Source organism: Photobacterium sp. GB-210 (genome assembly GCF_003026075.1).
Classification (GTDB): domain Bacteria; phylum Pseudomonadota; class Gammaproteobacteria; order Enterobacterales; family Vibrionaceae; genus Photobacterium.
The window spans coordinates 41,827-68,632 of sequence record NZ_PYNU01000016.1 but is presented as its reverse complement, the minus strand read 5'-3'; the positions used below and the strand labels follow the sequence as shown (position 1 = coordinate 68,632).

22 protein-coding genes are annotated in these 26,806 nt (G+C 41.3%); 10 read left to right on the top strand and 12 right to left on the bottom strand.

Annotation, left to right across the window (positions count from 1 at the left end; translation table 11 throughout):
- Window positions 1-266: 266 nt before the first annotated feature.
- From C9J38_RS16010 to C9J38_RS21780, 5 genes are all read right to left on the bottom strand, one after another.
- On the bottom strand, window positions 267-1,220 hold the full coding sequence (locus tag C9J38_RS16010; protein WP_107207985.1) for a hypothetical protein: 954 nt from the start codon (window positions 1,218-1,220) through the stop codon (window positions 267-269).
- A complete protein-coding gene (locus C9J38_RS16005; RefSeq protein WP_146144068.1) occupies window positions 1,221-3,260 on the bottom strand; it encodes a hypothetical protein in 2,040 nt (679 codons plus the stop codon).
- 10 nt (window positions 3,261-3,270) lie between these two features.
- Window positions 3,271-4,242 carry a hypothetical protein gene (locus C9J38_RS16000; RefSeq protein ID WP_107207983.1) on the bottom strand — a complete coding sequence of 324 codons (972 nt, stop codon included), beginning with the start codon at window positions 4,240-4,242 and terminating at the stop codon, window positions 3,271-3,273.
- Window positions 4,239-5,654, bottom strand: coding sequence for a DNA methyltransferase (locus tag C9J38_RS15995; RefSeq protein WP_107207982.1), 1,416 nt, complete (start codon window positions 5,652-5,654; stop codon window positions 4,239-4,241). Before C9J38_RS15995 ends, C9J38_RS16000 begins: the two co-directional genes overlap by 4 nt.
- Before the next feature lie 263 nt (window positions 5,655-5,917).
- On the bottom strand, window positions 5,918-6,073 hold the full coding sequence (locus tag C9J38_RS21780) for a hypothetical protein (protein ID WP_158259511.1): 156 nt from the start codon (window positions 6,071-6,073) through the stop codon (window positions 5,918-5,920).
- Between the two features lie 65 nt (window positions 6,074-6,138).
- Here C9J38_RS21780 and C9J38_RS15990 point away from each other — a divergent pair, with 65 nt between their 5' ends.
- Window positions 6,139-6,477, top strand: coding sequence for a sigma factor-like helix-turn-helix DNA-binding protein (locus C9J38_RS15990; protein WP_107207981.1), 339 nt, complete (start codon window positions 6,139-6,141; stop codon window positions 6,475-6,477).
- A 178-nt stretch (window positions 6,478-6,655) separates the two neighbouring features.
- Here the strand turns inward: C9J38_RS15990 and C9J38_RS15985 are convergent, their stop codons facing one another.
- On the bottom strand, window positions 6,656-7,726 hold the full coding sequence (locus tag C9J38_RS15985) for a hypothetical protein (RefSeq protein ID WP_107207980.1): 1,071 nt from the start codon (window positions 7,724-7,726) through the stop codon (window positions 6,656-6,658).
- A gap of 153 nt (window positions 7,727-7,879) precedes the next feature.
- On the opposite strand from C9J38_RS15985, the gene C9J38_RS15980 reads away from it, so the two are divergent.
- Window positions 7,880-8,185: a hypothetical protein gene (locus C9J38_RS15980; RefSeq protein ID WP_107207979.1), complete on the top strand. Its 306-nt coding sequence runs from the start codon at window positions 7,880-7,882 to the stop codon at window positions 8,183-8,185.
- A 131-nt stretch (window positions 8,186-8,316) separates the two neighbouring features.
- Here C9J38_RS15980 and C9J38_RS15975 read toward each other — a convergent pair whose 3' ends face one another.
- The 3 genes from C9J38_RS15975 to C9J38_RS15965 form a co-directional block, all read right to left on the bottom strand.
- The gene (locus tag C9J38_RS15975; protein WP_233218516.1) at window positions 8,317-9,072 is read right to left on the bottom strand and encodes a site-specific integrase; all 756 of its coding nucleotides are present in this window, start codon (window positions 9,070-9,072) and stop codon (window positions 8,317-8,319) included.
- Between the two features lie 504 nt (window positions 9,073-9,576).
- Window positions 9,577-11,220: a chaperonin GroEL gene (gene groL / locus C9J38_RS15970; RefSeq protein ID WP_105061388.1), complete on the bottom strand. Its 1,644-nt coding sequence runs from the start codon at window positions 11,218-11,220 to the stop codon at window positions 9,577-9,579.
- A 41-nt stretch (window positions 11,221-11,261) separates the two neighbouring features.
- The gene (locus tag C9J38_RS15965; RefSeq protein WP_005372610.1) at window positions 11,262-11,552 is read right to left on the bottom strand and encodes a co-chaperone GroES; all 291 of its coding nucleotides are present in this window, start codon (window positions 11,550-11,552) and stop codon (window positions 11,262-11,264) included.
- Window positions 11,553-11,761: 209 nt separating this feature from the next.
- Here C9J38_RS15965 and C9J38_RS15960 point away from each other — a divergent pair, with 209 nt between their 5' ends.
- Window positions 11,762-13,135, top strand: a complete 1,374-nt coding sequence (locus C9J38_RS15960; RefSeq protein ID WP_107207978.1) for an MATE family efflux transporter — start codon at window positions 11,762-11,764, stop codon at window positions 13,133-13,135.
- Window positions 13,136-13,209: 74 nt separating this feature from the next.
- Here the strand turns inward: C9J38_RS15960 and C9J38_RS15955 are convergent, their stop codons facing one another.
- On the bottom strand, window positions 13,210-13,725 hold the full coding sequence (locus tag C9J38_RS15955; protein WP_107207977.1) for an FxsA family protein: 516 nt from the start codon (window positions 13,723-13,725) through the stop codon (window positions 13,210-13,212).
- Window positions 13,726-14,171: 446 nt separating this feature from the next.
- On the opposite strand from C9J38_RS15955, the gene aspA reads away from it, so the two are divergent.
- The 7 genes from aspA to C9J38_RS15920 all read left to right on the top strand — a co-directional run bounded on the left by aspA (window position 14,172) and on the right by C9J38_RS15920 (window position 21,539).
- Complete coding sequence (aspA, locus tag C9J38_RS15950; RefSeq protein ID WP_107207976.1) at window positions 14,172-15,635, top strand: aspartate ammonia-lyase; 1,464 nt, start codon at window positions 14,172-14,174, stop codon at window positions 15,633-15,635.
- A 132-nt stretch (window positions 15,636-15,767) separates the two neighbouring features.
- Window positions 15,768-17,075, top strand: coding sequence for an anaerobic C4-dicarboxylate transporter (locus C9J38_RS15945; protein WP_107207975.1), 1,308 nt, complete (start codon window positions 15,768-15,770; stop codon window positions 17,073-17,075).
- Window positions 17,076-17,211: 136 nt separating this feature from the next.
- Complete coding sequence (locus tag C9J38_RS15940; protein ID WP_107207974.1) at window positions 17,212-17,793, top strand: thioredoxin fold domain-containing protein; 582 nt, start codon at window positions 17,212-17,214, stop codon at window positions 17,791-17,793.
- 159 nt (window positions 17,794-17,952) lie between these two features.
- On the top strand, window positions 17,953-18,582 hold the full coding sequence (locus C9J38_RS15935; protein WP_005372631.1) for a response regulator transcription factor: 630 nt from the start codon (window positions 17,953-17,955) through the stop codon (window positions 18,580-18,582).
- Window positions 18,583-18,727: 145 nt separating this feature from the next.
- Entirely contained in the window at window positions 18,728-19,360 is a 633-nt protein-coding gene (locus C9J38_RS15930) for a MarC family protein (RefSeq protein WP_107207973.1), read from the top strand.
- A gap of 197 nt (window positions 19,361-19,557) precedes the next feature.
- Window positions 19,558-19,824 (top strand): DUF4212 domain-containing protein, encoded by a 267-nt coding sequence (locus C9J38_RS15925; RefSeq protein ID WP_005372635.1) that lies wholly within the window; start codon window positions 19,558-19,560, stop codon window positions 19,822-19,824.
- Between the two features lie 11 nt (window positions 19,825-19,835).
- On the top strand, window positions 19,836-21,539 hold the full coding sequence (locus C9J38_RS15920) for a sodium:solute symporter family protein (RefSeq protein ID WP_107207972.1): 1,704 nt from the start codon (window positions 19,836-19,838) through the stop codon (window positions 21,537-21,539).
- Between the two features lie 85 nt (window positions 21,540-21,624).
- Here C9J38_RS15920 and C9J38_RS15915 read toward each other — a convergent pair whose 3' ends face one another.
- Together C9J38_RS15915 and C9J38_RS15910 are read right to left on the bottom strand one after the other, a co-directional pair.
- A complete protein-coding gene (locus tag C9J38_RS15915; RefSeq protein WP_107207971.1) occupies window positions 21,625-25,077 on the bottom strand; it encodes a PAS domain-containing hybrid sensor histidine kinase/response regulator in 3,453 nt (1,150 codons plus the stop codon).
- Between the two features lie 170 nt (window positions 25,078-25,247).
- Window positions 25,248-26,423 carry a 3-phenylpropionate MFS transporter gene (locus C9J38_RS15910; RefSeq protein ID WP_107207970.1) on the bottom strand — a complete coding sequence of 392 codons (1,176 nt, stop codon included), beginning with the start codon at window positions 26,421-26,423 and terminating at the stop codon, window positions 25,248-25,250.
- Between the last annotated feature and the right edge of the window lie 383 nt (window positions 26,424-26,806).

Sequence of the window (26,806 nt, the reverse complement as noted above, 5' to 3'; positions counted from 1 at the left end):
TAACTCATTGTTTTAAAAAGACTTTATTTCTTGTACAGCTTTTTAAGGAATATTCCCAACAAACTATGTACAACAATAAAATAATGTTACGCATCTTAGTTCTATATTTATCAAGCATAAAAAAGCCGAGCATCATGCTCGGCTTTTCAAATAACTAAGAGACAAATCTCTACTGTTATTAATGGGTTTGCATCATGCAGCCACTTAGCTTGCAAACAACTGTTTATAATACAATTAAATGACAATCGACTTATCAGTACCCTTACTTATACCCACATTTCCCCAAACTCAAAAGTATATTTCCATATCTTCGAAATACCTTGGGAAGTTTCTTTCGCGTATTTTTCACTAAATGGGTAGAGTACCGAAACATTTTTGTCATCATATTCAGTCAAAAAAACGAGCCCCATACCCAACACTTGAGGTTTAGTTGATAGTGGACACAGATAAATATGTTCGTACTTATCTAAACAATCATTCGCTTTTATATAACTTGATATTGCATTTGCTGTTTCAAATGGGTCTGAAGCCGGGGCAAATATAGGCTCCCTAAGGTCAGCAGAACCAAAAGGTTCTTCTACAGCTATAGTTCTCAATATGCTTTCTTGGTACATATCTGCCCTTAAAGAAGGGAAACCAAGTAATGGTACGATAACTGAATTTTCATACTGTTGGCATACATTGGAGATCAACTGACTGTCATAACCACACGATATGATCAGTAGATCTTTTTTCTGCGTTTGAGAGCTAGAGCCTTGATAACCTATAACTTGTCTAGTTTCGTAGAGAGAACCCTCAGAAAACTTCGTATTCTCTTTCTTTGAATAATGACCCGGCTCGCAGTACAGCACATCCACCTGCTGAAAGCCATTTTTCTTGAAGTAGGCAAGTAAAAACAAAAGTTGAGCTCGCATAAAACCAGTAGCATCAATACAAATCCGACGAGTTTTATACTCTTTGATGGACAATTTTTGAATTATTGGTAGTAATTGCTGGGCTTCTGAACCACTTTCAACAGAAATTATTGAGCTACCTGTAGGAAGTTCACTCTCTTCAAAGTCATACTCAGGGAACACCAACCAACATTTAATATCAGCTTCAACTTTCTCGAAAACAGTACTCAATCGGTCACTCAAGTTAAACGCCGAGATAAATAGATCCCACCTATCCCAATCATCAGTTAGATCAAGCTCATCTTTGTAATACATGTAATAGTTCATTTAAAACTCCAGTCCCATCTGAATCGAGTCCTCTTCAATACCAAAAGGAGCATTTCGAGACTGTTCAAACTTAGCAACTAAGGCTTCATATTCAGTTTTTTTCTCAGCATCTACCAAATACTCAAAGTCATTTGCAGTGAATGATAAAGCCCCTCTATGGCTAAGAGGCAAACCCCACTTAGGGCACAGCAAGCTGTTAATATGATATTTGCTAATCAACGCTTGAGAGTTTTTATCTTGTCGGTCTTGCCCCTTCACTAATACACCAGTCAACTCTGCCCATAAAACTACATCTCGAGAATCTTGGGATAACTTAGTTGTATCGATAGTAAAGGACGAAGCAGAACACTCTACGGGCTTATCTGCATACATCTCGATACGGAGTAGCTCACATATATTATGTAAAAAGTAAGACACTTGGTTGCCAAGCTTACCTTCACATCCACATTCGCTATGAAACCAATTAGAGGCTTCTAGTAATGCAATGCGTTGAGATTTAATGGAAATTAGACTATTGCTAGAAAAAGGTGTTCTACCTTCAAACACTTCTGTTTTATAGATATTTCTTAGCACCGTTAAAATATGCCTTGGGAAACCTGTTGTTGCTCTAAACAGATTATCTATTCCTAAGTATTGGTCCAAATTATTTTGGTGCTTAATTCTCAATGACTTTGCTATATAGTTATTCTTGTAATAGCTAATTTTCTTCGCAATAGGCGATGACTTATCTGAAGAATCTAACAAGAAACTTTCAGCATCCAACTTTAATTTCTCAGAGGTTTCAATAATATCTTTGACTCTAACCTCATTACTAGACCAATACTGAGAAAATAAATGTATTAGTGCTGACTCGATTAACTCAGATTTATTACAAGAAATATTTTCAATTATTTTATCTATATCATCCTTTGGGATCTTTGTACTTTCTATACTCTTTTTAAAGATTTTTATTTTTTTAGACAAATCTTCTTGAGGAATATCTTTAGTATGAGTAATTTCAGAATAGTCTGGACTCTCAAAAAATGAGTTAAGGAATTCTTTCTTAACTGAAAGGGAGCTTTCAATTATATTTAAATGTTCCTTATCACTTGAAATAAATTTCGCCTTACTCAACCTATTCAAAATAAGATTGACCGCAAAACCTTCGTAATTTGAAACTTCACTTAAAAGATCGTCAAGCTTAACAATTTCATACTCATGGCCTTCCCTGTTTTTTTCACCAGATCCTAGGGTTTTAAAGGTTTTTATACCATATCCCCGAGCACCAATGCGGAATGAACAAGGCAGTTTTTTCTCTCGCAACAAAGTATTTATATACACTTGCTGAGAGTAACTAATATTTTCTAGCTCATCAATAATATAAAGGAAAGTAACATCTTCAAAATAATGACTGTATTCAGAAATTAACTTAGGAATGCCAAAAATCAAAGAGCCTCTTGCTGCCAGTACATTAACCTCAATATCTTCGATAAAGAAAGCATTACTAACGGCATAATCTACCTCTTTGGACAAAGTAAGTATTAAACCTTTTAAATCTTCTAGTGTTTTAATATTACTAAATAGCTCATTTTCACCAGAGAATAAACCTAAAACACTAGAACAAAATTCATCTTGCCTATCAAAAACTTGCTCTTTATTGTTTATATCTAGTAAAGATTGAATAACTAAACCTGCACACCAAAGTTCATATGAGTATTGAAACAGGGCATTCTTCTTTTCTTCTTGAAATGGTAAGCTTTCAAAACGCTCTCCATTCAGCCCGCTAGCTTGGAAATACACTCCAAAGTATCCATCTTCCTTTATACCTTCTAAGATAGAGCTTTTGTTTCTAATACTTTGAGAGTTATGGGAAAAGTACCTCATCAAGTGAGTTTTACCACTGCCTTTCCCCCCAATTATAAACTGGGAAACTTTGTGAGTAGGGCAGAAAACATCAAAAAAACCACCTTGAGGATTATCTACCCATTGTTCATTAATTTCACTATCATTTAAGTCATTAGCCTTAATGGTAGTAAACGGGTTTCTTTCTAATAAATCCATTTTATCCTCACTAATTATACTTAAAGCCATATTTTTTATGGTAACGCTTGAAGAGAGGCTCCCAGTTATTTTCTCCCCATATGATTGGAAGAGTGTTGTCTGGTGTATTATGTGTAAATCCAAGTAATAGTTGACTTCCCTTGTAGCCTAAACAATGTTCTTTTCCAAATAAATTAATACCATATTTTTCACAAAACGATTTGGCAAACTCTTGGGAGATCGGAAGATGTTCTTCATTTCTAAATTGCCTTGCCGAATCAGAAAAGCATTTAAATGTTTCATCTAACTCAAAAATACAATCAACCAAATCAAAATCACTTTCTCTTCTTATATTCTCCATACCTTCTACTGTCGAGAACAAAGTGAAATAGTAAACTTCAATGTTAGGATCAAGAGATTTCATTTCCGATACTAACTTTTTAGAATATTGAATGGCTTGAGTACCACTTCCACATACATCATCAAGTAAAATATACCTTTTAACTTCAGGTTTATTCAGTCTCAGGGATACATTACCATCTCCATCACGATCGAAAGACAATATCTCATGACTATGCATAAAGTCTTCTTTACCTAATTCATTTTCCTGCCTAAAAAAGTAAAGAAGGTGGGTTCCACTTTCAGAAGGGTTTCCCATACCTAAAAATCTAGTCGCTTTCAGCTCTTGTAATATCTCAGGCTCTATTACAGACATATCTTTCACATTAACATTTCTCTTCCTCACACTTTGAATAAGAGGTTTGAAAAATTTATCTCTGTATAGAGACTTCAACAGCTCCCTAATCTCTCGAGCACCAAAATACATGAAGTTACTTAGCAGATACATCGCATGCGTTTGCTCACACTCTGCATCCTCTTTCGATGACTCAAAATTATCCAACCAACGTGAGAGATTTCCTCGATTAACTTTACTTTCCCATAAACTTTGAGAAAGTCGCATAATCTTTATATCGAGCATCTCTTTAAAATTAAATTCATTCATTTCTTAAAAACCAGTATCCATTCAGAATTTATAATACTTGCTGTTTTATTTCTCTTCGTCATTAAGCCTCGAGAATGAATATCATCGACTAAAACTAGCTTTGTAGAAAACCCTAACCTTTCAGCCAACAATCTTATATATTTTTGAGTTTCAAACTTTCTGCCACAAACCTCATTATTGCCAATCACAATAACGCAATACTTGTCTTTTTTTAAAACTCGATACATCTCAGAGATTGCACTTTCCATCTCCTTTAAATAATTACTGTTTATATGAGCCCTAAGAGGATTCTCTTTTTCCACCTCATCAAAAAAAGTATCAATATCGGCCAAACCAAACCTTATAGATTCGACATACTCTGACTTACTATAATGCTCTCTTCCAATGTTTAGTTTCTCATAGTCTCTTAAGCTTTTTTCTTCACACAGGCCAAGCCAGCCCAAGCTCAATGAAGACGAGCGAATATATTTCTGAGCACCAGCATAAGGTGGAGAGGTCACAATAAAATCAACGCTATTTGGTTCCAGAAGTTCAGCACTGTTGTCTAAGCTTTTAGTTATTCTTCTAGCGTCTTCTGAAACAACGTTAGCCGTAACATCATAACTAGAAACCTTTTCAAGCAACGATATTCTGTTTGTATTTTTATCTACCTGATTGCCAAATAAGCTTATCACATCAATATTTTTCAACTCCAAAAGCTTGTTTGACATCCGCTCCTTTATATCAATATTTACATACTTCTCTGGCTTAATTTTTACTGGCACGCTCAAGTTAGGATCTGCATAACTGACTTTTTTAACAATGCTCGAAAAAGTTGCCAAAAAGAACTCCAGTTCCTCCCCTGTGCAGATCTCATTAATAGAGCGATACAATTGGGACAATTGCTTGATTGTGTTCTTAGAGAACCAGTGTTCTATATTGACAACGTTAAGCGGAATAACCTTTCTAAGCCTCCTAGCTTTGAGCATTATGGAAGCTTTGGTTCTATGTAGTTCCTTAGCTTCCAACCTCGTAGTTTTTACCCTAGCTATCAGTCTTGCAAGTGGGTTAGCATCGCACCCAATTGCGCTATGACCAGCAAGTAGCGATTCTAGAAGAACTGTTCCTGAGCCACAAAAAGGGTCTAGAACCAAACTCTTACTCTCAGGTAGTAGTATCTTTGAGTTAAGAAAGAATATAGGAATATGTTTAATTAGCTTAGCAGGGTAACTATGAATATAGTGAGTATAGGAATCTGAATAGGGAACCCAATCGACTAGATCTCTAAAATTAACTTCAATAGGTTTCTTTTCTACTTCGTATGCAGAGAAGAACTTTGCCAACTCTTGGTCAACTCTATAGCTCTTGAGTTCACTCGAGCTCATAAAACCATTGTTGATCAGTTCTGATGCTTGATGAGTTTGTATCGTCATTAAAAGTTAGGCCATTATTAGTCAATTGGAGAAACTATGGTTTATTTATCAAGGTAAAGCATCTGAGCGTTACCACAAAACAAAGTAAAACAACATTGTATCACGCACATGGGTGTATTGAATGCTCTACCAATCAAACTGACAAACATCGCCTTAAGTCATTTTTACTGGCTATTCAAATTCTTGTGCTTGCCCATTGTGTAACTGGCATGAATTCAAGCGTTCCAGATGTTCTATTGCCATAATCGTATTCCTGTCAGCACTCATACACTTGGATAGGGTAACAAGGCGCTGTTGAGCAATTGCATGGCGTGTACTGCATCTATTTGCGACAGTAGATCTAACTCTTTTTCATTTTCAAACCAATAACATAAACCCTTATGGCGACTGCCTGCCACATAAGTATTTGCTCTGTCCATTCCAGCAGTCCAGTACACATAAACATTGCCATCTATAGTCGTTCCTTGGCTAGCATAAACCGTCAATGCATACCCCAGAGCAAGAGGAAACCGACCATTCTCTGCTTTGTAGTTACTTGGACTTATATGTACAATTCCCTCGTTTTGATAAAGAGTATAAGGAACATCCTGATACATTTGTTTGTATGGAAGAAAGCTTGGATGATCTAACTTTCTCCGATAAAGCACTTCCAATACTCATCAACAAGTTATCGGAAAATGAATCCAAGGTGCTGGAAATGCAGATGAGAGGCGTATCTCAACAAGAGATTGCCGATGAGTTGGGAGTAACAGTACGCACCGTCTTTAACTTGCGAAAGAGAATTAATGACAAAGCAAGCCGCATTGTTGTAGATGAAGGGTAAGTCAACACGACTTGCGGTCTACACACACCATTATGTAACTCACGTCTGATCTTTTTAGTGAAAGTGGTTTACTAGCGTATTACCCTTAAGTAACTATAGGTACTGCTAAATCGCTCAACTCAAGTGTGCAATAGAACAAGATTCCCATCACAAAATACAAAATGAGTCACAATCACCTTCATAGAACCTGCTCCAGAATGGACTGGTACTTCTTGGTGGAAAGACGAATTGAATCTTCTCCCAAAGTAAAACCATGATTCTTAAGGAGCTCGGTTAGATACTCCCGGGCACTTTTCTTAGTGGTTTTTCGTTCAATGCTGAGCTTATTGATGTCCGTCCGAAGCAGATCCTGATCCAAACTGTACGATGCAATCGCATTCTGGTTGCAGATCACGTCATAATGCAAAGCAGTGATAAGCCCAAGCGCCTTTCCTTTGTTAGTAATCAGACTTCGCTGGTAGTAGGCGTTATCAACGCTGAACTTCTCACAGGCTGTCATCCAGCTTTGATAATCTTTAACTTTTTCCAGCTCTTGCTCTATAAACAAAGCATTACGTATCTGGCTAACCCGTTTATCAAAAGTATCCACGTCTGTAATTTTAGGAAGGTAAATAAACATCCCTGAACCATCGCTACGGAAATCTCCACGCTTAACTTCAACTTCAGACTCAGCAAGAATGTATTCATCTTTCCTTATACCATTTAGCAGTAGGTAATCACCTCGTAAACGCGCTACCTGCTGATACAGTGCCGACTCTACCGCTTTCTTGTTTGGGTCTCCGTGGCCACTAAACTGAGCATCTGTAATAAAACCAAGTCGATTAAAAGTCTGGTAGGCTATAAGAATTGAAGGCAATCCACTGAAATAAAAACGGATGATTCGAGCCCAATCCAAATCCACTTGAGTTATCGTCCTGCTGTGTACTAAGTGTTTTTCAATCATATCCAGCCGCAGCTTGCGCAACTGCTGGGGCAGGTATTCATCCAAATGACGGCTGTGGCGAACATAATCCCCATTTTTAGCCGCCAAGTAGAGTAAGTGAAGAGTGTCCAGTACAAACTCTTCGAACTTTTGATTACTACCAAAACAATCCGGATGGATACTTTTGGCCGCATAGGCTGCCAAGTTTCCATATAGATTAGCGATCGGTTGGGCATCGCCTCGACGAATTACCTTCCACGCTTGGATACCAGACAGTAACAAGCTATCCATAATATTCAGACAAAAGTTCTCTACTGAATCCGACACTATTTTACCTCTTTCAGAACAATGCAAGGTAAAGATCTGTCGCCAAATCTTTACCTTTTCGATATTTCATACCCACGCTATGCTGATCCCGTACTACTGACAATCCTTTGTTTTGTAGCTTGTTTTATAAATCACATATTACGAGGAACCCAAATGAAAAAACGTCTTACCGAAAGTGCAAAAGCAGCTGACAAAGCTCTAGCCGTAGGCAATGATGCTTACCACTTCTTTCGTGCTGAGCAGACCCACACCCCCTATGCAGTGGTCAAAAAAATTCAAGATGACTTGGTAAAGCAAGGGGTTGACCCGTATGACGCAGCGATTCAAGCTGGAATCACAGCGAAAACGCTTAACGGCATGGGGCAAGACAAGAAACCGTTCAAGCAAATGCGCGATGAAATGGATGGTAAAACACATGACCGCAGGGAAACACTGGTGATCAACCCTGCTAGAACTTAAGTTTTCGTGATTTACAAAAACAATTCAAACTATGTTCTATTAATAAGTCTGGCTGATACCCTTATGCGGTATCAGCCGTGCCTAACAGCACCTTCGGCTCGGTTGAAGCTTTTTACGCTCTCAAATTCATACTAATCCAAGTTAGTACGACTACCTAACTCATCAAGATAGTCAGCCCAACCTTGCATCATTTTTTTACGCTCAGAAAGGTAAAGTGAACGATTGTAAGCTCGAGCTGTCGCCGAACCAATGAGATGAGCTAGTTGAACTTCTATAAGGTCATGCTGCCAACCCTGCTCATGAAGAATGGTAGATGCTGTACTCCGGAATCCATGAGCTGACATTACGTCAGATGGATATCCAAGATCTCGTAGGCGATTTGTCATTACATTTTTACTAATGGGCTTGCTGCCATCTCTGATGCTAGGAAAAACATAGGTAGAGTAACCAGTGATTTCCTTAACTAATCGAAGCTGCTCGCATACTTGGTGGGCCATAGGAACAAGGTGCTCACGTTCCCGCTTCATGTCTTCTGCCGGAATACGAATTAGCTTTGCTTCAAAGTCAATGAAGTCCCACTTAAGGTGCCTAATCTCTTTTGGACGCAAGAATACTCTAGGGATTAACTTTAGAGCTTCAACTGTACAGAAACTACCAGTGTCAGTTTGATCAATATCTTGGATAAGCTGAGCCAATTCTACGGGCTTAACTATTGCTGGTCTATTTTTGACTTTAGGGAGGGGCTTTAAGATATCTCTTAAAGATAAACTTTGTGCTGGATTAGTTCTCGTAAGACGGTGTGCAAGCGCATAAGCAAAAATCCGATTAATTACAGCTAAGATGTTTGGTGCTTTCTTGGGATTGCCCGATTTTTCGATTAATAACATGAGCTCAGTTATATGCCCTGCATCAATCTCATCCACATTCAAAGTTCGAAGATATTTTGAGTCTAGAGTCAACCATCGCTTTACTCGTCGAGCATGATCTTCAGACTATGAATCCTTCTGCTGCTCCCACCATCACATCGATATCGCTTCAAAGCTTCGAACCATTACTTTTAACCAATATAAACAGACCATTACCGTTAGATTTTTTTATCTGCGCTCGTCCTTCAGGACAAGTAAGACTCTTTACTTCAGATGCTGCAAGTGGCATTGCATTCACCATTTGGATAGTTAAATAGGGCATTATAGTAGGGGTATGGTATAAAAAATGCCACAATTTAAGATCCCAACACAACTAGATACCCCATCAAATACCTCAATAAAAATGCAATACTACGGTTAAACTAGAAATAACGCGAAACATACAAGTCAAAAAAAGGTTCATAACCATATGGTTATGAACCTTTTTAAAACATTATGAGTTTATGTGAAACAAGGGAGAGACGATTACATCATACCGCCCATGCCACCCATACCACCCATGCCGCCCATATCAGGCATTGCAGGAGTATCAGTCGCTTTGTCAGTAATCATTGCTTCTGTCGTGATCATAAGACCAGCAACAGATGCTGCGAACTGAAGTGCTGAACGAGTTACTTTTGTTGGGTCTAGGATACCCATTTCAATCATATCACCGTACTCGCCAGTTGCTGCGTTATAACCGTAGTTCGCTTCACCTGCACGTACATTATTAGCAACAACAGATTCTTCATCACCAGCGTTCTTCGTGATTTGACGGATAGGTGCTTCCATTGCACGAAGTGCTACACGGATACCCACGTTTTGCTCTTCGTTGTCGCCAGTAAGGCCTGCAACTTTAGATGCTGCGCGGATAAGTGCAACACCACCACCTGCAACAACGCCTTCTTCAACCGCTGCGCGAGTTGCGTGTAGTGCATCTTCTACGCGGTCTTTCTTCTCTTTCATTTCAACTTCAGTTGCTGCGCCAACTTTAATAACCGCTACGCCGCCAGCAAGTTTAGCTACACGCTCTTGAAGTTTTTCTTTGTCGTAGTCAGATGTTGCATCTTCAATTTGTTGACGAATTTGTGCAACACGACCTTGAATCATCGCTTCTTCACCAGAACCGTCGATGATTGTTGTGTTTTCTTTAGTGATAGTTACACGCTTAGCTTGACCAAGATCTTCTAGCTGAACTTTTTCTAGCTCAAGACCGATCTCTTCAGAAATCACGGTACCTGCTGTTAGCACTGCGATATCTTGAAGCATTGCTTTACGACGGTCACCGAAACCAGGTGCTTTAACAGCAGCCACTTTCACGATGCCACGCATGTTGTTCACAACTAATGTTGCTAGCGCTTCACCTTCAACGTCTTCTGCGATGATAAGTAGAGGACGAGATGCTTTAGCAACGCCTTCTAATGCAGGAAGAAGTTCACGGATATTTGATACTTTCTTATCAACCAATAGGATGAATGGGCTTTCTAAATCAACAGAACCCGCTTCTTGGTTGTTGATGAAGTATGGAGATAGGTAGCCACGGTCAAACTGCATACCTTCAACAACGTCTAGTTCGTCTTGAAGTGCTTGGCCTTCTTCAACTGTGATAACGCCATCACGGCCTACTTTTTCCATCGCTTCAGCAATTAGGTTACCCACAGTTGCATCAGAGTTCGCAGAGATCGTACCTACTTGTGCGATAGCTTTTGTATCAGCACATGGAACAGATAGTGCTTTTAGCTCTTCAACCGCAGCAATAACCGCTTTGTCGATACCGCGCTTAAGATCCATAGGGTTCATACCCGCAGCGACTGCTTTTAGACCTTCAGCGATGATCGCTTGTGCAAGTACTGTTGCTGTTGTTGTGCCGTCACCCGCCGCATCGTTAGCTTGTGATGCAACTTCTTTCACCATTTGTGCGCCCATGTTCTGGAATTTATCTTCCAGTTCAATTTCACGCGCAACAGAAACACCATCTTTAGTGATAGTTGGTGCACCAAATGATTTGTCTAGTACAACGTTACGGCCTTTAGGACCTAATGTTACTTTTACTGCGTCAGCTAGAATGTTGACACCTTCTAGCATTTTAATTCGTGCGTCGTTACCAAATTTAACGTCTTTAGCAGCCATCTTGCGTTTCCTTTCTTAATTTTTAATTCGATGTGATCGGATTATTCAACGATTGCCATGATGTCATTTTCAGACATGATTAGAACTTCTTTGCCATCGATCTTTTCAGTCTTAGTGCCGTAGCCTTCAGCAAAGATAACAGTGTCGCCAACTTTAACGTCAAGTGGCTGAACAGAACCGTTTTCTAAAATACGACCTTTGCCTACTGCAAGTACTTTGCCGCGTGTTGATTTTTCAGCCGCAGAACCTGTTAATACAATGCCGCCAGCAGACTTAGATTCAACTTCTTGGCGCTCAACGATAACACGGTCGTGTAAAGGACGAATATTCATCGGTCGTCTCTCCTGATAATTGGTAATTTCCATACATGAATGTACACACAAACTGATGTTTGGCGACTTTTCTATTATCTAATCATGTTGGGTCTAATTAGAGAGAACCCAAGGTTTAGACCGATTTTTTTTCATTATTTATTTGAGAACTTTTGCCCGATCACATTCTTTGCATTAGGGTATGCAAGCATCCTTACAATGAGACCGCCATGGAAACCAACAACAAGCCTGATAAATACGGCTTATTATCCGATCCGATCCCAGATGCATTACGCCGTTTAGCTGTACCAATGGTCTTCGGTATGATTGCTATCTTAATGTTTAATCTGGTTGATACATTTTTTATCTCACTGCTTGGCACCAAGGCATTAGCCGCAGTCAGTTTTACTTTTCCCGTTACCTTTGGTCTGAACTGTATCACCATGGGAATGAGTGTTGGGATCTCCACCAGCATTGGACGTTTGCTCGGAAGTGGTGATACCAAAAGTGCAGCAAGGCTTACCACGCATGGTTTATTGCTTGCCGTTATTTTAATGGTGTTAGGCTCAACCGTTGGTTGGCTAACAATCGATCCACTCTTTTCCTTAATGGGCGCCAGTGCGGATTTACTGCCAATCATCCACGAATATATGACTGTGTGGTACATCGCGATCCCCTTATTGGTGATCCCAATGACGGGTAACAGTGCAATACGCGCAACAGGCGATGCCAAAAGCCCAGCTAAAATTATGATCATAGCGGGTTTAATTAACGGTATCCTCGACCCTTTATTGATCTTTGGTTACGGGCCGTTTCCAGAATTAGGAGTGAAAGGCGCTGCAATCTCAAGCGGGATCAGTTGGGCAGTAGCATTAACCGCATCATTGTATTTGCTCCATCGCCGTGAAAAGTTACTCACAATGCCGGTACTCCTAAAATTAAAATCTGATTGGCAGCAGATTTTACATATTGGCGCGCCTGCTGGATTATCAAACGCACTCAATCCATTATCGAGTGCTCTATTAATGTCATTGCTTGCCGCGCAAGGTACCGCATCAGTTGCCGCATTCGGTGCCGCGATGCGTATTGAATCAATTTTAGTGATAGGGATGATGGCATTGGGCTCAGCATTAATGCCGTTTATGGCGCAAAACCTTGGCGCCAATAAACCGGAACGGGCTTTTAAGGCGCTTTTTACTGCCATGCATTTTGCGATTTTATTCCAACTGTTGATTTTTATCGCCATGGTGCCACTCAGTGTGCCATTAGCTTCACTGTTTTCTCGTGATGCCACAGTACAACATCAACTGTGGCATTATTTATTAGTCGTACCAGCTAGTTATGGTTTACAAGCAGTATGTATGCTACTCATTAGCGCGCTCAATGCATTACATAAAACCGTCAACGCACTGATTTGGAACCTGTTACGTTTATTTGGTTTTCTGCTACCAAGCGCTTGGGTAGGCAGCTTGTACTATGGTACGAAAGGGCTCTTTATCGGCATCTCCATTGCCAATGTTATTGGTGGTATTTGTGCTTATTTGTATGCGCGGCGATTACGAAAAACGACCTTATCTTCGCTCGTTATCCCCTCTAAAATATGAATAGTGTAAATATAAAAAAGGCAGCTAACGCTGCCTTTTTTATTAATAACTTTTTATATACTACGTTTAAAGACCTACTTTAAACGTGGGTTTTGATGGTTGTTATTTTGATCATCTTTACGTTCAAATTCACCATCGAAAACATCACCATTGTCATTTTTATGACTAAACGGCCCAGTTGATTGCCCATCAAACCCTGAGCTAAAACCGCCACCAAACTGATTAAAGTTGCTCTGCACTTTTACGCGCTGCATTAATTGCTGTGCAATTTTGGCACGAATAGGCGGCAGTAAAATACACATGCCTAATGCATCTGTCATAAATCCAGGCGTAAGCAATAACACTCCAGCAACGGCTAACAGTACACCTTCAACAATTTCTTGTGCTGGCATTTGCCCTTGCTGCATCTTTGTTTGTACAGACATTAATGTCGCTAATCCTTGGCTACGTACCAAAGAAGCCCCAACCACGGCAGTAATAAACACTAGCATCATGGTCGGCCAAAAACCTAAAAAGCCACCGACCTGAATAAATAGACCAATTTCAATCATTGGAACGGCGATAAAAAGCAGCATTAATATTGCAAACACACCTAACCTCTTTTTTATAACGTATCGGTATTCAAAACGCTGAATGACTCAATATAGTATTACATGTTTAAACGCTAAATACCGTGTCGCCTAAGATAAAAAATCGTTAACAAATAATTCAACAGTTCTTTTTGCACTAAACCTTAAATACACATTTCCCCCTCAAACAACTTGTTCATATTTTGTTATTTCTTTTCATTTTTAGATAAATAAGCCACCCCTCCTGTTAACAACTTTTGTGAGTAGGATCGCGTTTCTGTGCAAATATTTTCAGGCTCACGTAAAAAGTGATCTGGATTATGTTTTTAGCCAATCAGGGGAGTATCATCAGCATCAATTAAGATGTCAGGTACGATCATCTTGCTTCAACTTAGCAAAACGGACCCTTTGCTTAGACAGTTGGCTTAATCATTGATTTTATTAAAAGATTCCCAAAGGGCTATATTATGTCTCAGATGATTGATCTTGAAAAAAATAACGAAGCAGCACTGAATGTTGCAACTCGAATCGAAGAAGATCTTCTTGGTGAGCGTCACGTTCCAGCAGACGCGTATTGGGGTATTCACACTCTACGTGCAATCGAAAACTTTAATATCTCTAATACCACCATCTCAGACGTACCTGAGTTTGTTCGCGGCATGGTTTTCACCAAAAAAGCTGCAGCGATGGCGAACAAAGAACTGGGTGCGATCCCTTCAGAAGTCGGTAACTACATCGAGCAAGCTTGTGATCTTATTTTAGAAACAGGCCGTTGTATGGATCAATTCCCTTCTGATGTATACCAAGGCGGCGCTGGCACATCTGTCAACATGAACACCAATGAAGTGATTGCAAACCTTGCTCTTGAGCTTATGGGCAAAAAGAAAGGTGAATATGACATCATTAACCCGAACGATCACGTAAACAAGTCACAATCGACTAACTGTGCTTACCCTACTGGTTTCCGCGTTGCGGTATATAACAGCATCATTAACATGCTAGAAGCATTAGAGTACCTAAAGACAGCCTTCGATGTGAAAGCAACGGAATTTGCTAGCATCTTAAAAATGGGCCGTACTCAGCTACAAGACGCTGTACCAATGACGGTAGGCCAAGAATTCCATGCTTATAGTGTGTTGTTAAAAGAAGAAATCAAAAACCTGCATTACACCGCGCAGCTACTGCTTGAAGTCAACCTAGGTGCGACGGCTATCGGTACTGGTTTGAATGCAGCGACAGGTTACCAACACCTAGCGGTTCAACGTCTAGCTGAAATTACAGGCCTACCTGTTACCCCAGCAGAAGACTTGATCGAAGCAACATCTGACTGTGGCGCTTATGTTATGGTTCACGGCGCGCTAAAACGTACTGCGGTGAAACTCTCTAAGATCTGTAACGATCTACGTCTACTGTCTTCTGGTCCTCGTGCTGGTTTGAACGAAATCAACCTTCCTGAAATGCAAGCAGGCTCATCTATCATGCCAGCAAAAGTAAACCCTGTTATCCCAGAAGTGGTTAACCAAGTTTGCTTTAAAGTAATTGGTAACGATACAACCATTACTTTTGCAGCAGAAGCAGGTCAGCTTCAACTTAACGTCATGGAGCCTGTGATTGGCCAAGCGTTGTTTGAATCAATCAGCTTACTTAAAAATGCGTGTGTTAATTTACGTGAGAAATGTATCGAAGGCATCACAGTCAATCAAGATGTCTGTGAGAGCTACGTGTTTAACTCTATCGGTATCGTGACTTACTTAAACCCATTCATTGGTCACCATGAAGGCGATATCGTAGGTAAAATCTGTGCTGAAACCGGTAAGAGTGTCCGTGAAGTGGTGCTAGAGCGCGGCTTGCTGACGGAAGAGCAATTAGATGATATCTTCTCCATCGAAAACTTAATGCACCCTCAATACAAGGCACAGCGCTATAACTAAGCGTAGCGGTACCTGAGTAATACAGCGGATTTTCACTAGAGGATCCGCTTTTTTTTGCGAAATTTTTTGTTTTTACCTCAAACTTTTTATTTTTAACTTCTATTTTTTAAACTTTTAAACAGGAAAAATTCTATGATTGGAATAGAGCTCTTTGTTGTCCTTGCCTTTATCTTTTTAGGGGCAAGGATTGGTGGGATCGGGATTGGTTTCGCCGGTGGTGCAGGCGTTATTGTTTTATCGCTAGTGTTAGGTGTGCCTACCAGCCAATCATTTATCCCTGTCGATGTTATCTTAATCATTATGTCAGTGATCACTGCCATTGCCGCCATGCAAGTCGCGGGCGGTATGGACTGGCTGGTACAACTTGCAGAAGATTTTCTACGTAAAAATCCAAAGCGCATTACTTTCTATGCGCCAATCGTGACCTACTTCATGACGGTAATGGCAGGTACTGGACATACCGCATTTTCAACTTTACCGGTTATTGCAGAAGTGGCTAAAGGCCAAGGTATTCGCCCATCTCGCCCTCTTTCTATTGCCGTTATTGCCTCACAAATTGCAATTACTGCATCCCCAATATCTGCGGCCGTTGTTGCTTTCTCCGGTATTTTAGAACCTATCGGCGTAAGCTACGTAACACTACTGGCAATCTGTATCCCTACAACATTCATTGCTTGTATGGTTGGCGCTTTTGTTGCCAATTTTATGGGGTGTGAGCTAAAAGATGATCCTATTTATCAAGAACGCCTAGCAAAAGGTCTAGTAACGGCTGATAATACAAGCCGTCGCGAAATTAAACCTCAAGCAAAACGGGCAACTTACATCTTTTTAGTCGCGATTATCTTTGTCGTTTGCTACGCCGCTGCTATTTCGCACTCTATTGGCTTAATTGACAACCCAACTCTAGGTCGTAACGAAGCAATCATGTCGGTAATGCTAACAGCAGCTGCAGCTACCGTTTGGTTATGTAAGATTGACGCATCAAAAATTGCTTCTGCGCCGACGTTCCGTTCAGGTATGACTGCCTGTATCTGTGTATTAGGTGTGGCATGGTTAGGTTCAACATTTGTTAACGCCCACGTTGATGGTATCAAGGAAGTTGCTGGTTCTCTATTAGGTGAATACCCATGGATGCTATCACTGGTATTATTCTTTGCATCAATGCTACTTTACTCTCAGGGCGCAACAACTGTTGCACTGATGCCAGCAGCATTGGCGATTGGCGTCGCACCGCTAACTATGATTGCTTCATTTGCAGCAGTGAGTGCATTGTTCGTTCTGCCTACTTATCCAACCCTATTGGCAGCCGTTGAAATGGATGACACAGGTTCCACCCGTATTGGTAACCTTGTATTTAACCACCCATTCTTTGTCCCTGGTGTCGTTACGATAGCGACTTCCGTAGCACTTGGTTTTGCTGTTGGCGGCTTCTTGCTGTAATACCAAATACACATTCCAATTTTAAAAAAGATTGCTCTCGAGCAATCTTTTTTTGTCTTAACTTTGACATCCATTTACACAAATTGATGAAATTCTTGCTAAGCTAATAACATCCCCAAAGATAAGAGTTATCACTATGATGTTATTAACTAATTACCCGATTATCATGGCGATAACGATTATATGTATCCTGTTATCTTGCGGAACACTCTGGTTTATCTGCCGCCACCCTATCCCATATAAAGGGTTATATAGCATTGGACTTGGGATCATTATTGGTCTGTGCTCTATTTTCCTCTTTACCACGATTAAACATTTAGAACGCCAAGCTCAGCTCATTTCGACCACTACTTTTATCTCTATTCAATCTATTGATGATTTAGATCTAGCGTTAGCAGACGCAGCAAGCCAACATAAACCGGTATTGCTGGACGTAACCGCTGATTGGTGTGCGCCTTGTATTACCTACAAAAAAGAAGTCTTCCCTTCACCATCAGTGGCGATGCAATTACAGAAATACACCTTACTCGAAGCGAATGTGACCGCTAATACCCCACAAGATCTAGCGTTGATGCAACAGCTAAATGTCATAGGTTTCCCAACATTATTGTTCTGGGATAATAACGGTAACCAAGCAACGAAAGCCCGAGTAACAGGGTTTATGGATGCCAGTAAATTTAGTGAACACCTGCACCAACAAGCACTGCATCTCCAGTAACTATTTGCAGAAAAACAGTCACATTTAACAAAATAGAAGTGTTGAGTTACAACTAAAGTGAATGATTAAGGATCAACTTCAGATCTTTATGGTATGAAAATTGCGCAGTGATCAGTGAAGTGTTAGCGTTAGTTTATTAATAATAAAAAAAGTACTGCCATGGAAGCTCAGCACACTATCGTTATTGCCGATGATCATCCTCTGTTTCGTAATGCCCTGTTTCAATCGGTCCATATGGCGATTAGCGGTGCGAACCTGCTCGAGGCAGACTCCCTTGATTCCTTATTTGCGTTGTTAGAAAAAGAGCCTGATGTCGATTTGCTGTTACTCGATCTCAAAATGCCTGGTGCAAATGGCATGTCTGGATTAATCCAACTTCGTCAACAATACCCAGAACTACCGACTGTTGTGATCTCTGCCAGTGAAGAAGAAAAAGTCATTCGTCAGGTTCATAGTCATGGTGCATTTGGCTTTATTCCAAAATCTAGTGATATGCGTGCGTTGATCTCTGCACTGAATCAAGTCCTCGATGGTGAACCTTTTTTTCCTGAAGACATCGCAGATAACAATAACGCTTATCGAGATCTAGCAGATAAAATTGCCACCCTAACGCCACAGCAATATAAAGTATTAGGCATGTTGTCAGATGGCTTGCTCAACAAACAGATTGCTTACGAGCTAACCGTTTCTGAAGCAACGATAAAAGCACACATGACCGCGATATTTCGCAAGCTTGAAGTCAAAAATAGAACCCAAGCCGTTATATTGTTGCAACAGCTGGATCTATAACGCCCCTTTCACTATCGGTCTGATAATATTTTGTTACGTTATCATGCCTTAAATAAAATGTGACTAACCATCACAATTGAATATTTTGATACACTCGTAAGCGGCTACTCACACTATTTCATTGCCTTAGCTTATGGAGGGTCGTTTGCTTACTGCCTTAGTGACTCAATTTGTTCTTATTTGGGCTGTGATTGATCCTATCGGTTCAGTCCCGGTTTACCTTTCTCAAACCCAACAATTAACTGCACAACAACAGCGTATTGTTGCTTTAAAAGCCGTTGCTATTGCAACAGGTGTATTATTATTTTTTGTTATTGTCGGTCAGGTACTATTAGAAGCGATGCAAATTCCATTGCCCGCTTTTCAAGCCGCTGGCGGGCTCGTTCTACTACTTTTTGCCTTAACCATGATTTTTGGTGAGGGTAAAGTCGATCAAGAATGTAAAATGAGCAAAGAAGAAGTCGCTCATTCAGAGTTGGGCAGCTTAGCTGTCTACCCACTTGCTATTCCCTCCATTGCATCTCCTGGCGCCATGATGGCTATCGTGATGCTGACAGATAACAATCGCTACGCCATCAGTGAACAAATCATTACGACACTGGTGATGATATCGGTATTACTGATTACCTTATTACTCTTACTTGGCGCCAATAAAATCCAACAATACATTGGTAATGTAGGCGCGGCGATCATCAGCCGTGTCATGGGATTAATATTGGCCGCTGTTGCCGTCAATAATCTTTTAATGGGTATAAAAGATTTCTACCTATTAACTTAGACTTTTGGCTAATCATAATTGCCGTCTTCATTATAAAAAGCGATTTACCGCTCACAAAAACGCCCTCATCAGGGCGTTTTTGCTTTTTTACCCTCGACTAAAGTTGCACAGATAGAATCTACTTTCATTGCTATTGTTTCTTTCGTAACAATTTATTAACAACAAATATCGTATTTGAAATTGTGAAGGAGATAACAATGGCGTTCGCATCCAAGGAGCAAGCACAAGCCTATTGGAAAGAAAATCTCAGTATCATGGGATCGCTACTCGCAATCTGGTTTGGTGTTTCGTATGGCGCAGGGATCTTATTTGTTGATGCCCTCAATACCATTCAAATTGGTGGTTTTAAGTTAGGTTTTTGGTTCTCGCAGCAAGGGGCGATTTATACCTTTGTCATTCTGATCTTTGTTTATGTTAATCGCATGAATGCACTCGATCGTAAATTCAACGTTCAGGAAGATTAAGGAAGCGTCACATGGATATTCAAACTTGGACCTTTATTCTCGTCGGCATTACATTCGCCATTTATATCGGTATTGCGATTTGGGCTCGTGCAGGATCAACCAGTGAGTTCTATGTTGCTGGCGGTGGTGTCCACCCTGTCGCTAACGGCATGGCAACAGCTGCAGACTGGATGTCAGCCGCCTCATTTATTTCAATGGCAGGGATCATCTCATTCATTGGTTACGATGGTGGCGTCTACTTAATGGGTTGGACTGGCGGCTACGTATTATTAGCGCTATGTCTGGCACCTTACTTACGTAAATTCGGTAAATTTACGGTACCTGATTTTATCGGCGATCGTTATTACTCTAAAACTGCCCGCATGGTGGCTGTGTTCTGTGCCATTTTTGTTTCATTCACTTATGTAGCAGGCCAAATGCGTGGAGTCGGGGTGGTATTCGCTCGTTTCTTAGAAGTGGATATCAACATGGGGATCATTATCGGTATGGGGATCGTCTTCTTCTACGCAGTAATGGGTGGTATGAAAGGGATCACCTATACCCAAGTCGCGCAATATTGTGTGTTAATTTTTGCCTTCATGGTTCCCGCTATTTTTACTTCTTTAATGATGACAGGATCCCCTATTCCACAATTTGGTTTGGGATCAACGGTCAATGGTTCTGAAACGTACCTACTTGAAAAGCTTGATGGTTTAACCACTGAACTTGGCTTCACCGCTTACACCGATGGTTCAAAAAGTATGGTCGATGTGTTCTTCATCTGTGCCGCTCTTATGGTGGGTACTGCAGGTCTACCTCACGTAATTATCCGTTTCTTCACTGTACCAAAAGTAAAAGATGCACGCGTATCAGCGGGCTGGGCATTAGTCTTTATTGCCATTTTATACACTACCGCACCAGCTGTTGCCGCATTTGCCCGTGTCAATATGATTGATACGATCAATGGCCCAGACATGAAAGGGGTTCCTGCCGAGCAAGCACCTAGTTGGGTGAAAAACTGGGAAAAAACGGGCCTTGTCGCGTGGGAAGATAAAAATAATGACGGCAAGATGTTCTACTCTGGCGATGATCGTAATGAAATGAAGATCAACCGTGACATCATTGTATTAGCCAGCCCTGAACTAGCTAAGTTACCTAACTGGGTTGTCGCACTGCTTGCCGCCGGTGGTTTAGCTGCCGCACTATCAACCGCTGCAGGGTTACTACTGGTGATATCCACCTCTATTTCACATGATTTACTGAAAAAAGGCTTGAAACCGAACATGACCGACAAACAAGAGTTACTCGCCGCCCGTATTGGTGCCGCCGTAGCGATTGTGGGTGCGGGCTACTTAGGAATTAATCCACCTGGCTTTGTTGCTCAAGTAGTTGCTTTCTCATTCGGCTTAGCCGCCGCGTCTTTCTTCCCTGCCATTATTCTTGGGATCTTCTATAAGAAGATGAATAAATCAGGGGCGATAGCAGGCATGATTTCGGGTATTACTTTCACTGCAGCTTACATTATTTACTTCAAATTTATTAACCCTGCAGCAAGTACACCTGACAACTGGTTCTTTGGTATTAGCCCAGAAGGGATCGGTACGCTTGGTATGTGTCTAAACTTTGTTGTCGCGATTGTGGTGAATAAGTTTACTGCCGAAGTACCTGATGATGTCCAAGAGATGGTGGAATCTATCCGCTTCCCTCAAGGCTCTGGCGCTGCCCAAGATCACTAAGCAATACCTCACTTCTCCTTAGCTATACTTCCCTAGCTTTTGCGGAGTCCATTGGACTCCGCCTTTTTCTTTGTACTAATTCACATTATGCTTCTACAGGCAAACATTGATTCAGTACCGCGCGAAGCTTTAATGGCTTAACTGGTTTACTGATAAATCCAAAACCATGGCCTCGGATCGCGGCCTGATTTTCGGTCATTCTATCTGCGCTAATCACCACCCCTTTAAAACTATCACCTAAGCTTGAACGGCATTGCAACAATACTTCTAATCCTGTTTGTTGATGGGATAAATGGTAATCACTAAAGATCACATCGGGTTGCCACTGTTGTTCGAGAGCACACATAGCTTCATCAAGGTTTTCAGCTAATTTAACCTCACAACCCCAGCGAGTGAGTAAGGTTTCCATTCCTAATAAAATGTCATTTTCATTATCGACACACAGCACTTTCAGCCCAGCTAATGGCGCTTTGATCTCAGTTGTGGATACCTGCGTACAAGCAGCTAGCATAGACGCATTACCTAATGGTACTGATAACGAAAAGACTGTGCCTTTTCCCTGCCATGAGCGTAAATCTAATGGGTGATCCAATACCCGTGAGATCCCACGCGCAATCGCCAGCCCTAATCCCAAGCCATGCTCGCTCCCTGTTTGTTCTATACGGGTAAATTCATCAAAGATATTGGTCTGCTTTTCTATCGGGATCCCCGGTCCATTGTCCCAAACCTCAATCTGTAAACGCAGGCCTCGACGCCTCACACCTAACAACACTTTACCGCTAGGGTTATAACGAAAAGCATTAGTTAAGAAATTTTGCAAAGCACGGCGTAAGAGCTTGGCATCTGAGATGATCACTGCATCACTGCATACCACATCAAAGGTGATCTGTTGTTGTTGCGCTAAAGCACCAAATTCAGCCGATAATGTATTGAGCACATCACTGACTTTAAACGGCACAATATGTGTTTGTAATTTACCTGCTTCTAAACGAGAAACATCCAACAGATCTCCAATCAGATCTTCTGCTGCGCCTAATGCACTTTCGATATGAGTGGCTAAACGCGCACTTTCTTTGCCCTCAGCAACTTCAGTTAACGAAGATGAAAAAAGGCGCGCAGCATTGAGCGGTTGCATCAAATCATGACTCACCGCCGCTAAAAAGCGACTTTTGGATTGCGCTTGTTGCTCCGCTTGCTGAGTGGCTATCATTAATTGATGATTCAATTGTTCAAGCTGTTGGGTCCGCTCTTTAACTCGCGCTTCAAGGTTTTCATTGGCTTCTTTTAATGCCATTTCAACCTGACGAAACGCGGTAATATCACTAAAACTCATCACAAAACCACCACCAGGCATTGGATTACCTTGCACTTCTATCACTTGTCCATCAGGCCGAATTCGCGATGACGTATGTGCCGTTCCCCGCTGTAAATGCTCAACTCGTTTAGCTACATGTGCTTCAGGATCGCCGGGGCCACATAATCCTTGCTCAGCGTTATACCGAATCACATCAGTAATAGGGCGACCAACTTGGATCAAACCGGGAGGAAAAGAAAACAGCTCTAAATACCGTTGGTTCCACGCCACCAGCCGAAGCTGTTTATCAACCACAGCGATACCTTGGCTAATATGCTCAATCGCTCCTTGTAATAACCCTCGGCTAAAGTCAAACAACTCAGAAGCTTCATCAACAATCGTTGCGACTTCTTCTAATTGCATGTTTCTTCCTTGCAAGGCAGAAGTAAGCACTAACCTTGCTGAAGAGGCACCAAAAACGCCAGCCAATACTCTTTCGGTATGGCGGATCATACTGGCAGAAGCTTGTTGCTGAGGCTCTAAGCGATTACCTTGCTGCTCGGCAAACTGAGCAAATGCATGGCGAACGCGTTTACGGCCAACAAAACGAGAAGCCAACATTTCTAATTCAGCGACCGTCACACGGGTTTGATATAAGCTTCCATCTTCCGTTTCTGCAGGAGAAGCACCAACAAAAGAAGCCGCTTGTAAACGCTCAGTGAGTGACGACCGTGTTATTAATGAAACCCCGACAAACAAACTAACATTGACACATAAGCTCAACAACATGCCCCAATCAACAGAAGTCAAGCTTCGTAAAATAGGCAGTTGTGGTGGACTTAATAACCACAGTAAAACATTACTGCCCGCATCCCCTGCCAACATACTGGTTTGGCTCATCATGGTAATAAGCCAAATCGTCATCCCACCAACTAAACCGGTATACACCCCTTTTTTATTACCAAAGCGCCAGTAAATACCGCCAAGCAACGCTGGAGCAAATTGTGCAATCGCAGCAAATGACAATAAACCTATCGCCGACAGTGAATGAACGTTATCTAGCACATGATAAAAGCCCCATGCTGCAAGTAATAACACCGCAATTAACACCCGACGGACATTTAATAATAAGCCAGAAAAAGCTGAAAAATTACGCGGCCCAATGCGTACTCGACGTAACATTAAGGGCATCACTAAATCATTCGATACCATAATTGCCAAAGCGATGGTTGAAACAATCACCATTCCTGTCGCCGCAGAGGCCCCCCCAATAAAAGCGAGCAGCGCAATACCGTTCGCACCTTGCTGTAACGGTAAATTAATTACGTAAGTATCTGCTGAAACATTCGGTAGTAATTGCTGGCCAATCAAAGCAAGGGGAATAACAAAGATCCCCATTAAGAACAGGTAACAAGGAAAGATCCAACGCGCTTTATGTAAATCAGCTTGGCTATGGTTTTCCACCACAATGGTATGAAATTGACGTGGCAAACAAATAATTGCCGCCATGGTAAGTAGCATATGAATAAATAAACTACCAATATTAGGTGACGTGTAAGTAAGTGATTGCCAACTTAGCGCATTAAGCTGAGGAGCGGTTTGAAATAAACTCAGCGCGAAAATGCCAACCGCGAGAAACGCTGCAAGCTTGATCAATGACTCAAACGCTATCGCCATCATCATACCGCGGTGGTGCTCGGTGGAATCAATATGCCGAGTACCAAACAAAATAGAAAATAATGCTAATACACCGGACACTATCCACGCAGTATCTAACCCTTCTTGATTAAACATCTCGCCTAAATTCGGCGTGATCTGTTCAAGCCCCAGCGTAATGCCACGCAACTGCAACGCGATATAAGGCAAAATACCTATCACCGCGATCACGGTGACGAGCATGGCTAAACCTTGCGATTTTCCGTAACGGGCTGCGATGAAATCCGCTATTGAAGTAATGTGTTCTCGCTTAGCAATAAAGATCAGCCGAGCTAAGACTTTCCAGCCTAAAGTAAATACGATAATTGGCGCGAGATAAATGGGAAGGAAAGACCACAGCTCACGGCTAGCTTGTCCCACCGTGCCAAAAAAACTCCACGAGGTACAATACACCGCAATGGATAAACTATATATCCACGGTCGCCACCCTGCTAACCATTGGCTTTTTTTATCGCCATACCATGCAATCGCGAACAGTACGCCGAGATATACCAGTGATACGGTTATAACAATCCATCCCTGTACCATCACACATCATCCTTTTAAAACTGATTCACCACTGTAACTAAGTTGTCACAGCTTACTCAATCCTGTCTGATCACAGTTCTCTCAGTAAGATAGTGAGCCTTCTCTTTTCTTTATCGCAATAAAAAAGCGCAGCCATCAAGACTACGCTTTAGAATAGAAGTTAGTAATCACTATGCTTTACTGGTTTGATAGTCGGTCACCGCGATCTGTTGAGAAGGCGTTAAACGAATAAAGAACACCGGAAAAGCCATCGCGGCCATGATCCAAAACACATTAGCCCCCCAATTGCCATACATCCAACCACTCATCGATGTTAATACTGCCATTACGGCTCCCAACGGAATCGCGTTGTATAACGATTGCAGCGCAACAGAATGGTTACTCGGCTGTTGTTGAATATAGCGAATCGCCGCTAAGTGAGCTGCAGCAAAAGTTACGCCATGTAAAGCTTGAACGGGGAACATCAGCCACTGATCTGTCAAAGTGGCGGTTAATCCCCAACGCACCAAGACACCGAATGCTGCTAAGCGAAACATATTATTTACCGACCAACCAGAAAATAAGCGCTTACTAACCAGAAATACCATCACTTCTGCAGCAACACTGAAGCTCCATAGGTAACCAATCATTGATTCACTAAAACCAATTTTCTGCCAATAGATAGAGCTAAAACCATAATAAGCAGCATGACTACCTTGCAATAAAGAAGCAATGACGAGCAATTTTATCACCACACTATTGCGTAAAATACCCCATAACGCAGGGCGCACTTGCTCTACACTGCCCTCATCAACCGGCATTATCGCAGGATTACGCGCAGCCATGATTTGTGAGAAAGCTAATCCAGATAATGCCACCCACGGAATAATATCGGCACCATAGTGATTTGCCAGTAGACCGACAATGGTAGAGCCGGCAATAAACGCAATTGACCCCCAAAGCCGAGTACGACCGTAATCCACTAGCCCTCCTTTAGCATAATGATTCACGATCGCATCAGAGATGGGCACGATAGGCCCTGCGGATAAATTAAATAAGATAGTGACAGCAGCTAGTACCCATAATCCCCCGCCACCGACAATATAAAGAATACAGGCAACGAGACCTAGCAGAGTAAAGCCTCTAAGTGCCGGAATAAGATGCTCTACCTTGTGAATACGTGGTGTTATCACTAAGTTCGCAATACAACGAACTGTAAAACCTAAGCCCAACAGCAACCCAATATCAGAATCATCCACTCCAATATGCTTAAACCAAATAGCCCAAAATGGCAGGTAAACACCGTAAGAGAAGAAGAAGCCCCACAAGTATTGTGAGCTCCAGCTGTAGGGCGAACGTGTAAACATAGTGATCTCGCATAATGTGGTGAATAAAAAAGCAACATATTATGACGTAGTTTTCTTCTCAAACTAATGTCAGTCCGCAATTTAACCCCACTAACAACACATAATTACTCTAATAGTGCGACTGAGATCTCCTTTTTATTTTTATTCGCCTCACGCTATCACTCAAGTTCCTATATTCATCTACAAATTGTCATGAAAAATCCATGTAACTTGCATTTACGCCCTTTGATCCAGCTCTCTCATCCTAAAGTCTAATTGTAGACACACACAAAATGGCACAACGTATACGCAGCACAAAACAACTATAAAAAGTCAGTTTGCTCACCCTTATTACATCGGCTAAGGATGCAGGGCGCAGAAAGTATAAGAACTCAAGGAGAATA

Coding starts and splice junctions, on each gene's coding strand:
- C9J38_RS16010 (WP_107207985.1), bottom strand. CDS start 1,220: ATGAACTATTACATGTATTACAAAGATGAGCTTGATCTAACTGATGAT.
- C9J38_RS16005 (WP_146144068.1), bottom strand. CDS start 3,260: ATGGATTTATTAGAAAGAAACCCGTTTACTACCATTAAGGCTAATGAC.
- C9J38_RS16000 (WP_107207983.1), bottom strand. CDS start 4,242: ATGAATGAATTTAATTTTAAAGAGATGCTCGATATAAAGATTATGCGA.
- C9J38_RS15995 (WP_107207982.1), bottom strand. CDS start 5,654: ATGACGATACAAACTCATCAAGCATCAGAACTGATCAACAATGGTTTT.
- C9J38_RS21780 (WP_158259511.1), bottom strand. CDS start 6,073: ATGGACAGAGCAAATACTTATGTGGCAGGCAGTCGCCATAAGGGTTTA.
- C9J38_RS15990 (WP_107207981.1), top strand. CDS start 6,139: ATGCATACCCCAGAGCAAGAGGAAACCGACCATTCTCTGCTTTGTAGT.
- C9J38_RS15980 (WP_107207979.1), top strand. CDS start 7,880: ATGAAAAAACGTCTTACCGAAAGTGCAAAAGCAGCTGACAAAGCTCTA.
- C9J38_RS15975 (WP_233218516.1), bottom strand. CDS start 9,072: ATGTTATTAATCGAAAAATCGGGCAATCCCAAGAAAGCACCAAACATC.
- groL (WP_105061388.1), bottom strand. CDS start 11,220: ATGGCTGCTAAAGACGTTAAATTTGGTAACGACGCACGAATTAAAATG.
- C9J38_RS15965 (WP_005372610.1), bottom strand. CDS start 11,552: ATGAATATTCGTCCTTTACACGACCGTGTTATCGTTGAGCGCCAAGAA.
- C9J38_RS15960 (WP_107207978.1), top strand. CDS start 11,762: ATGGAAACCAACAACAAGCCTGATAAATACGGCTTATTATCCGATCCG.
- aspA (WP_107207976.1), top strand. CDS start 14,172: ATGTCTCAGATGATTGATCTTGAAAAAAATAACGAAGCAGCACTGAAT.
- C9J38_RS15945 (WP_107207975.1), top strand. CDS start 15,768: ATGATTGGAATAGAGCTCTTTGTTGTCCTTGCCTTTATCTTTTTAGGG.
- C9J38_RS15940 (WP_107207974.1), top strand. CDS start 17,212: ATGATGTTATTAACTAATTACCCGATTATCATGGCGATAACGATTATA.
- C9J38_RS15935 (WP_005372631.1), top strand. CDS start 17,953: ATGGAAGCTCAGCACACTATCGTTATTGCCGATGATCATCCTCTGTTT.
- C9J38_RS15925 (WP_005372635.1), top strand. CDS start 19,558: ATGGCGTTCGCATCCAAGGAGCAAGCACAAGCCTATTGGAAAGAAAAT.
- C9J38_RS15920 (WP_107207972.1), top strand. CDS start 19,836: ATGGATATTCAAACTTGGACCTTTATTCTCGTCGGCATTACATTCGCC.
- C9J38_RS15915 (WP_107207971.1), bottom strand. CDS start 25,077: ATGGTACAGGGATGGATTGTTATAACCGTATCACTGGTATATCTCGGC.
- C9J38_RS15910 (WP_107207970.1), bottom strand. CDS start 26,423: ATGTTTACACGTTCGCCCTACAGCTGGAGCTCACAATACTTGTGGGGC.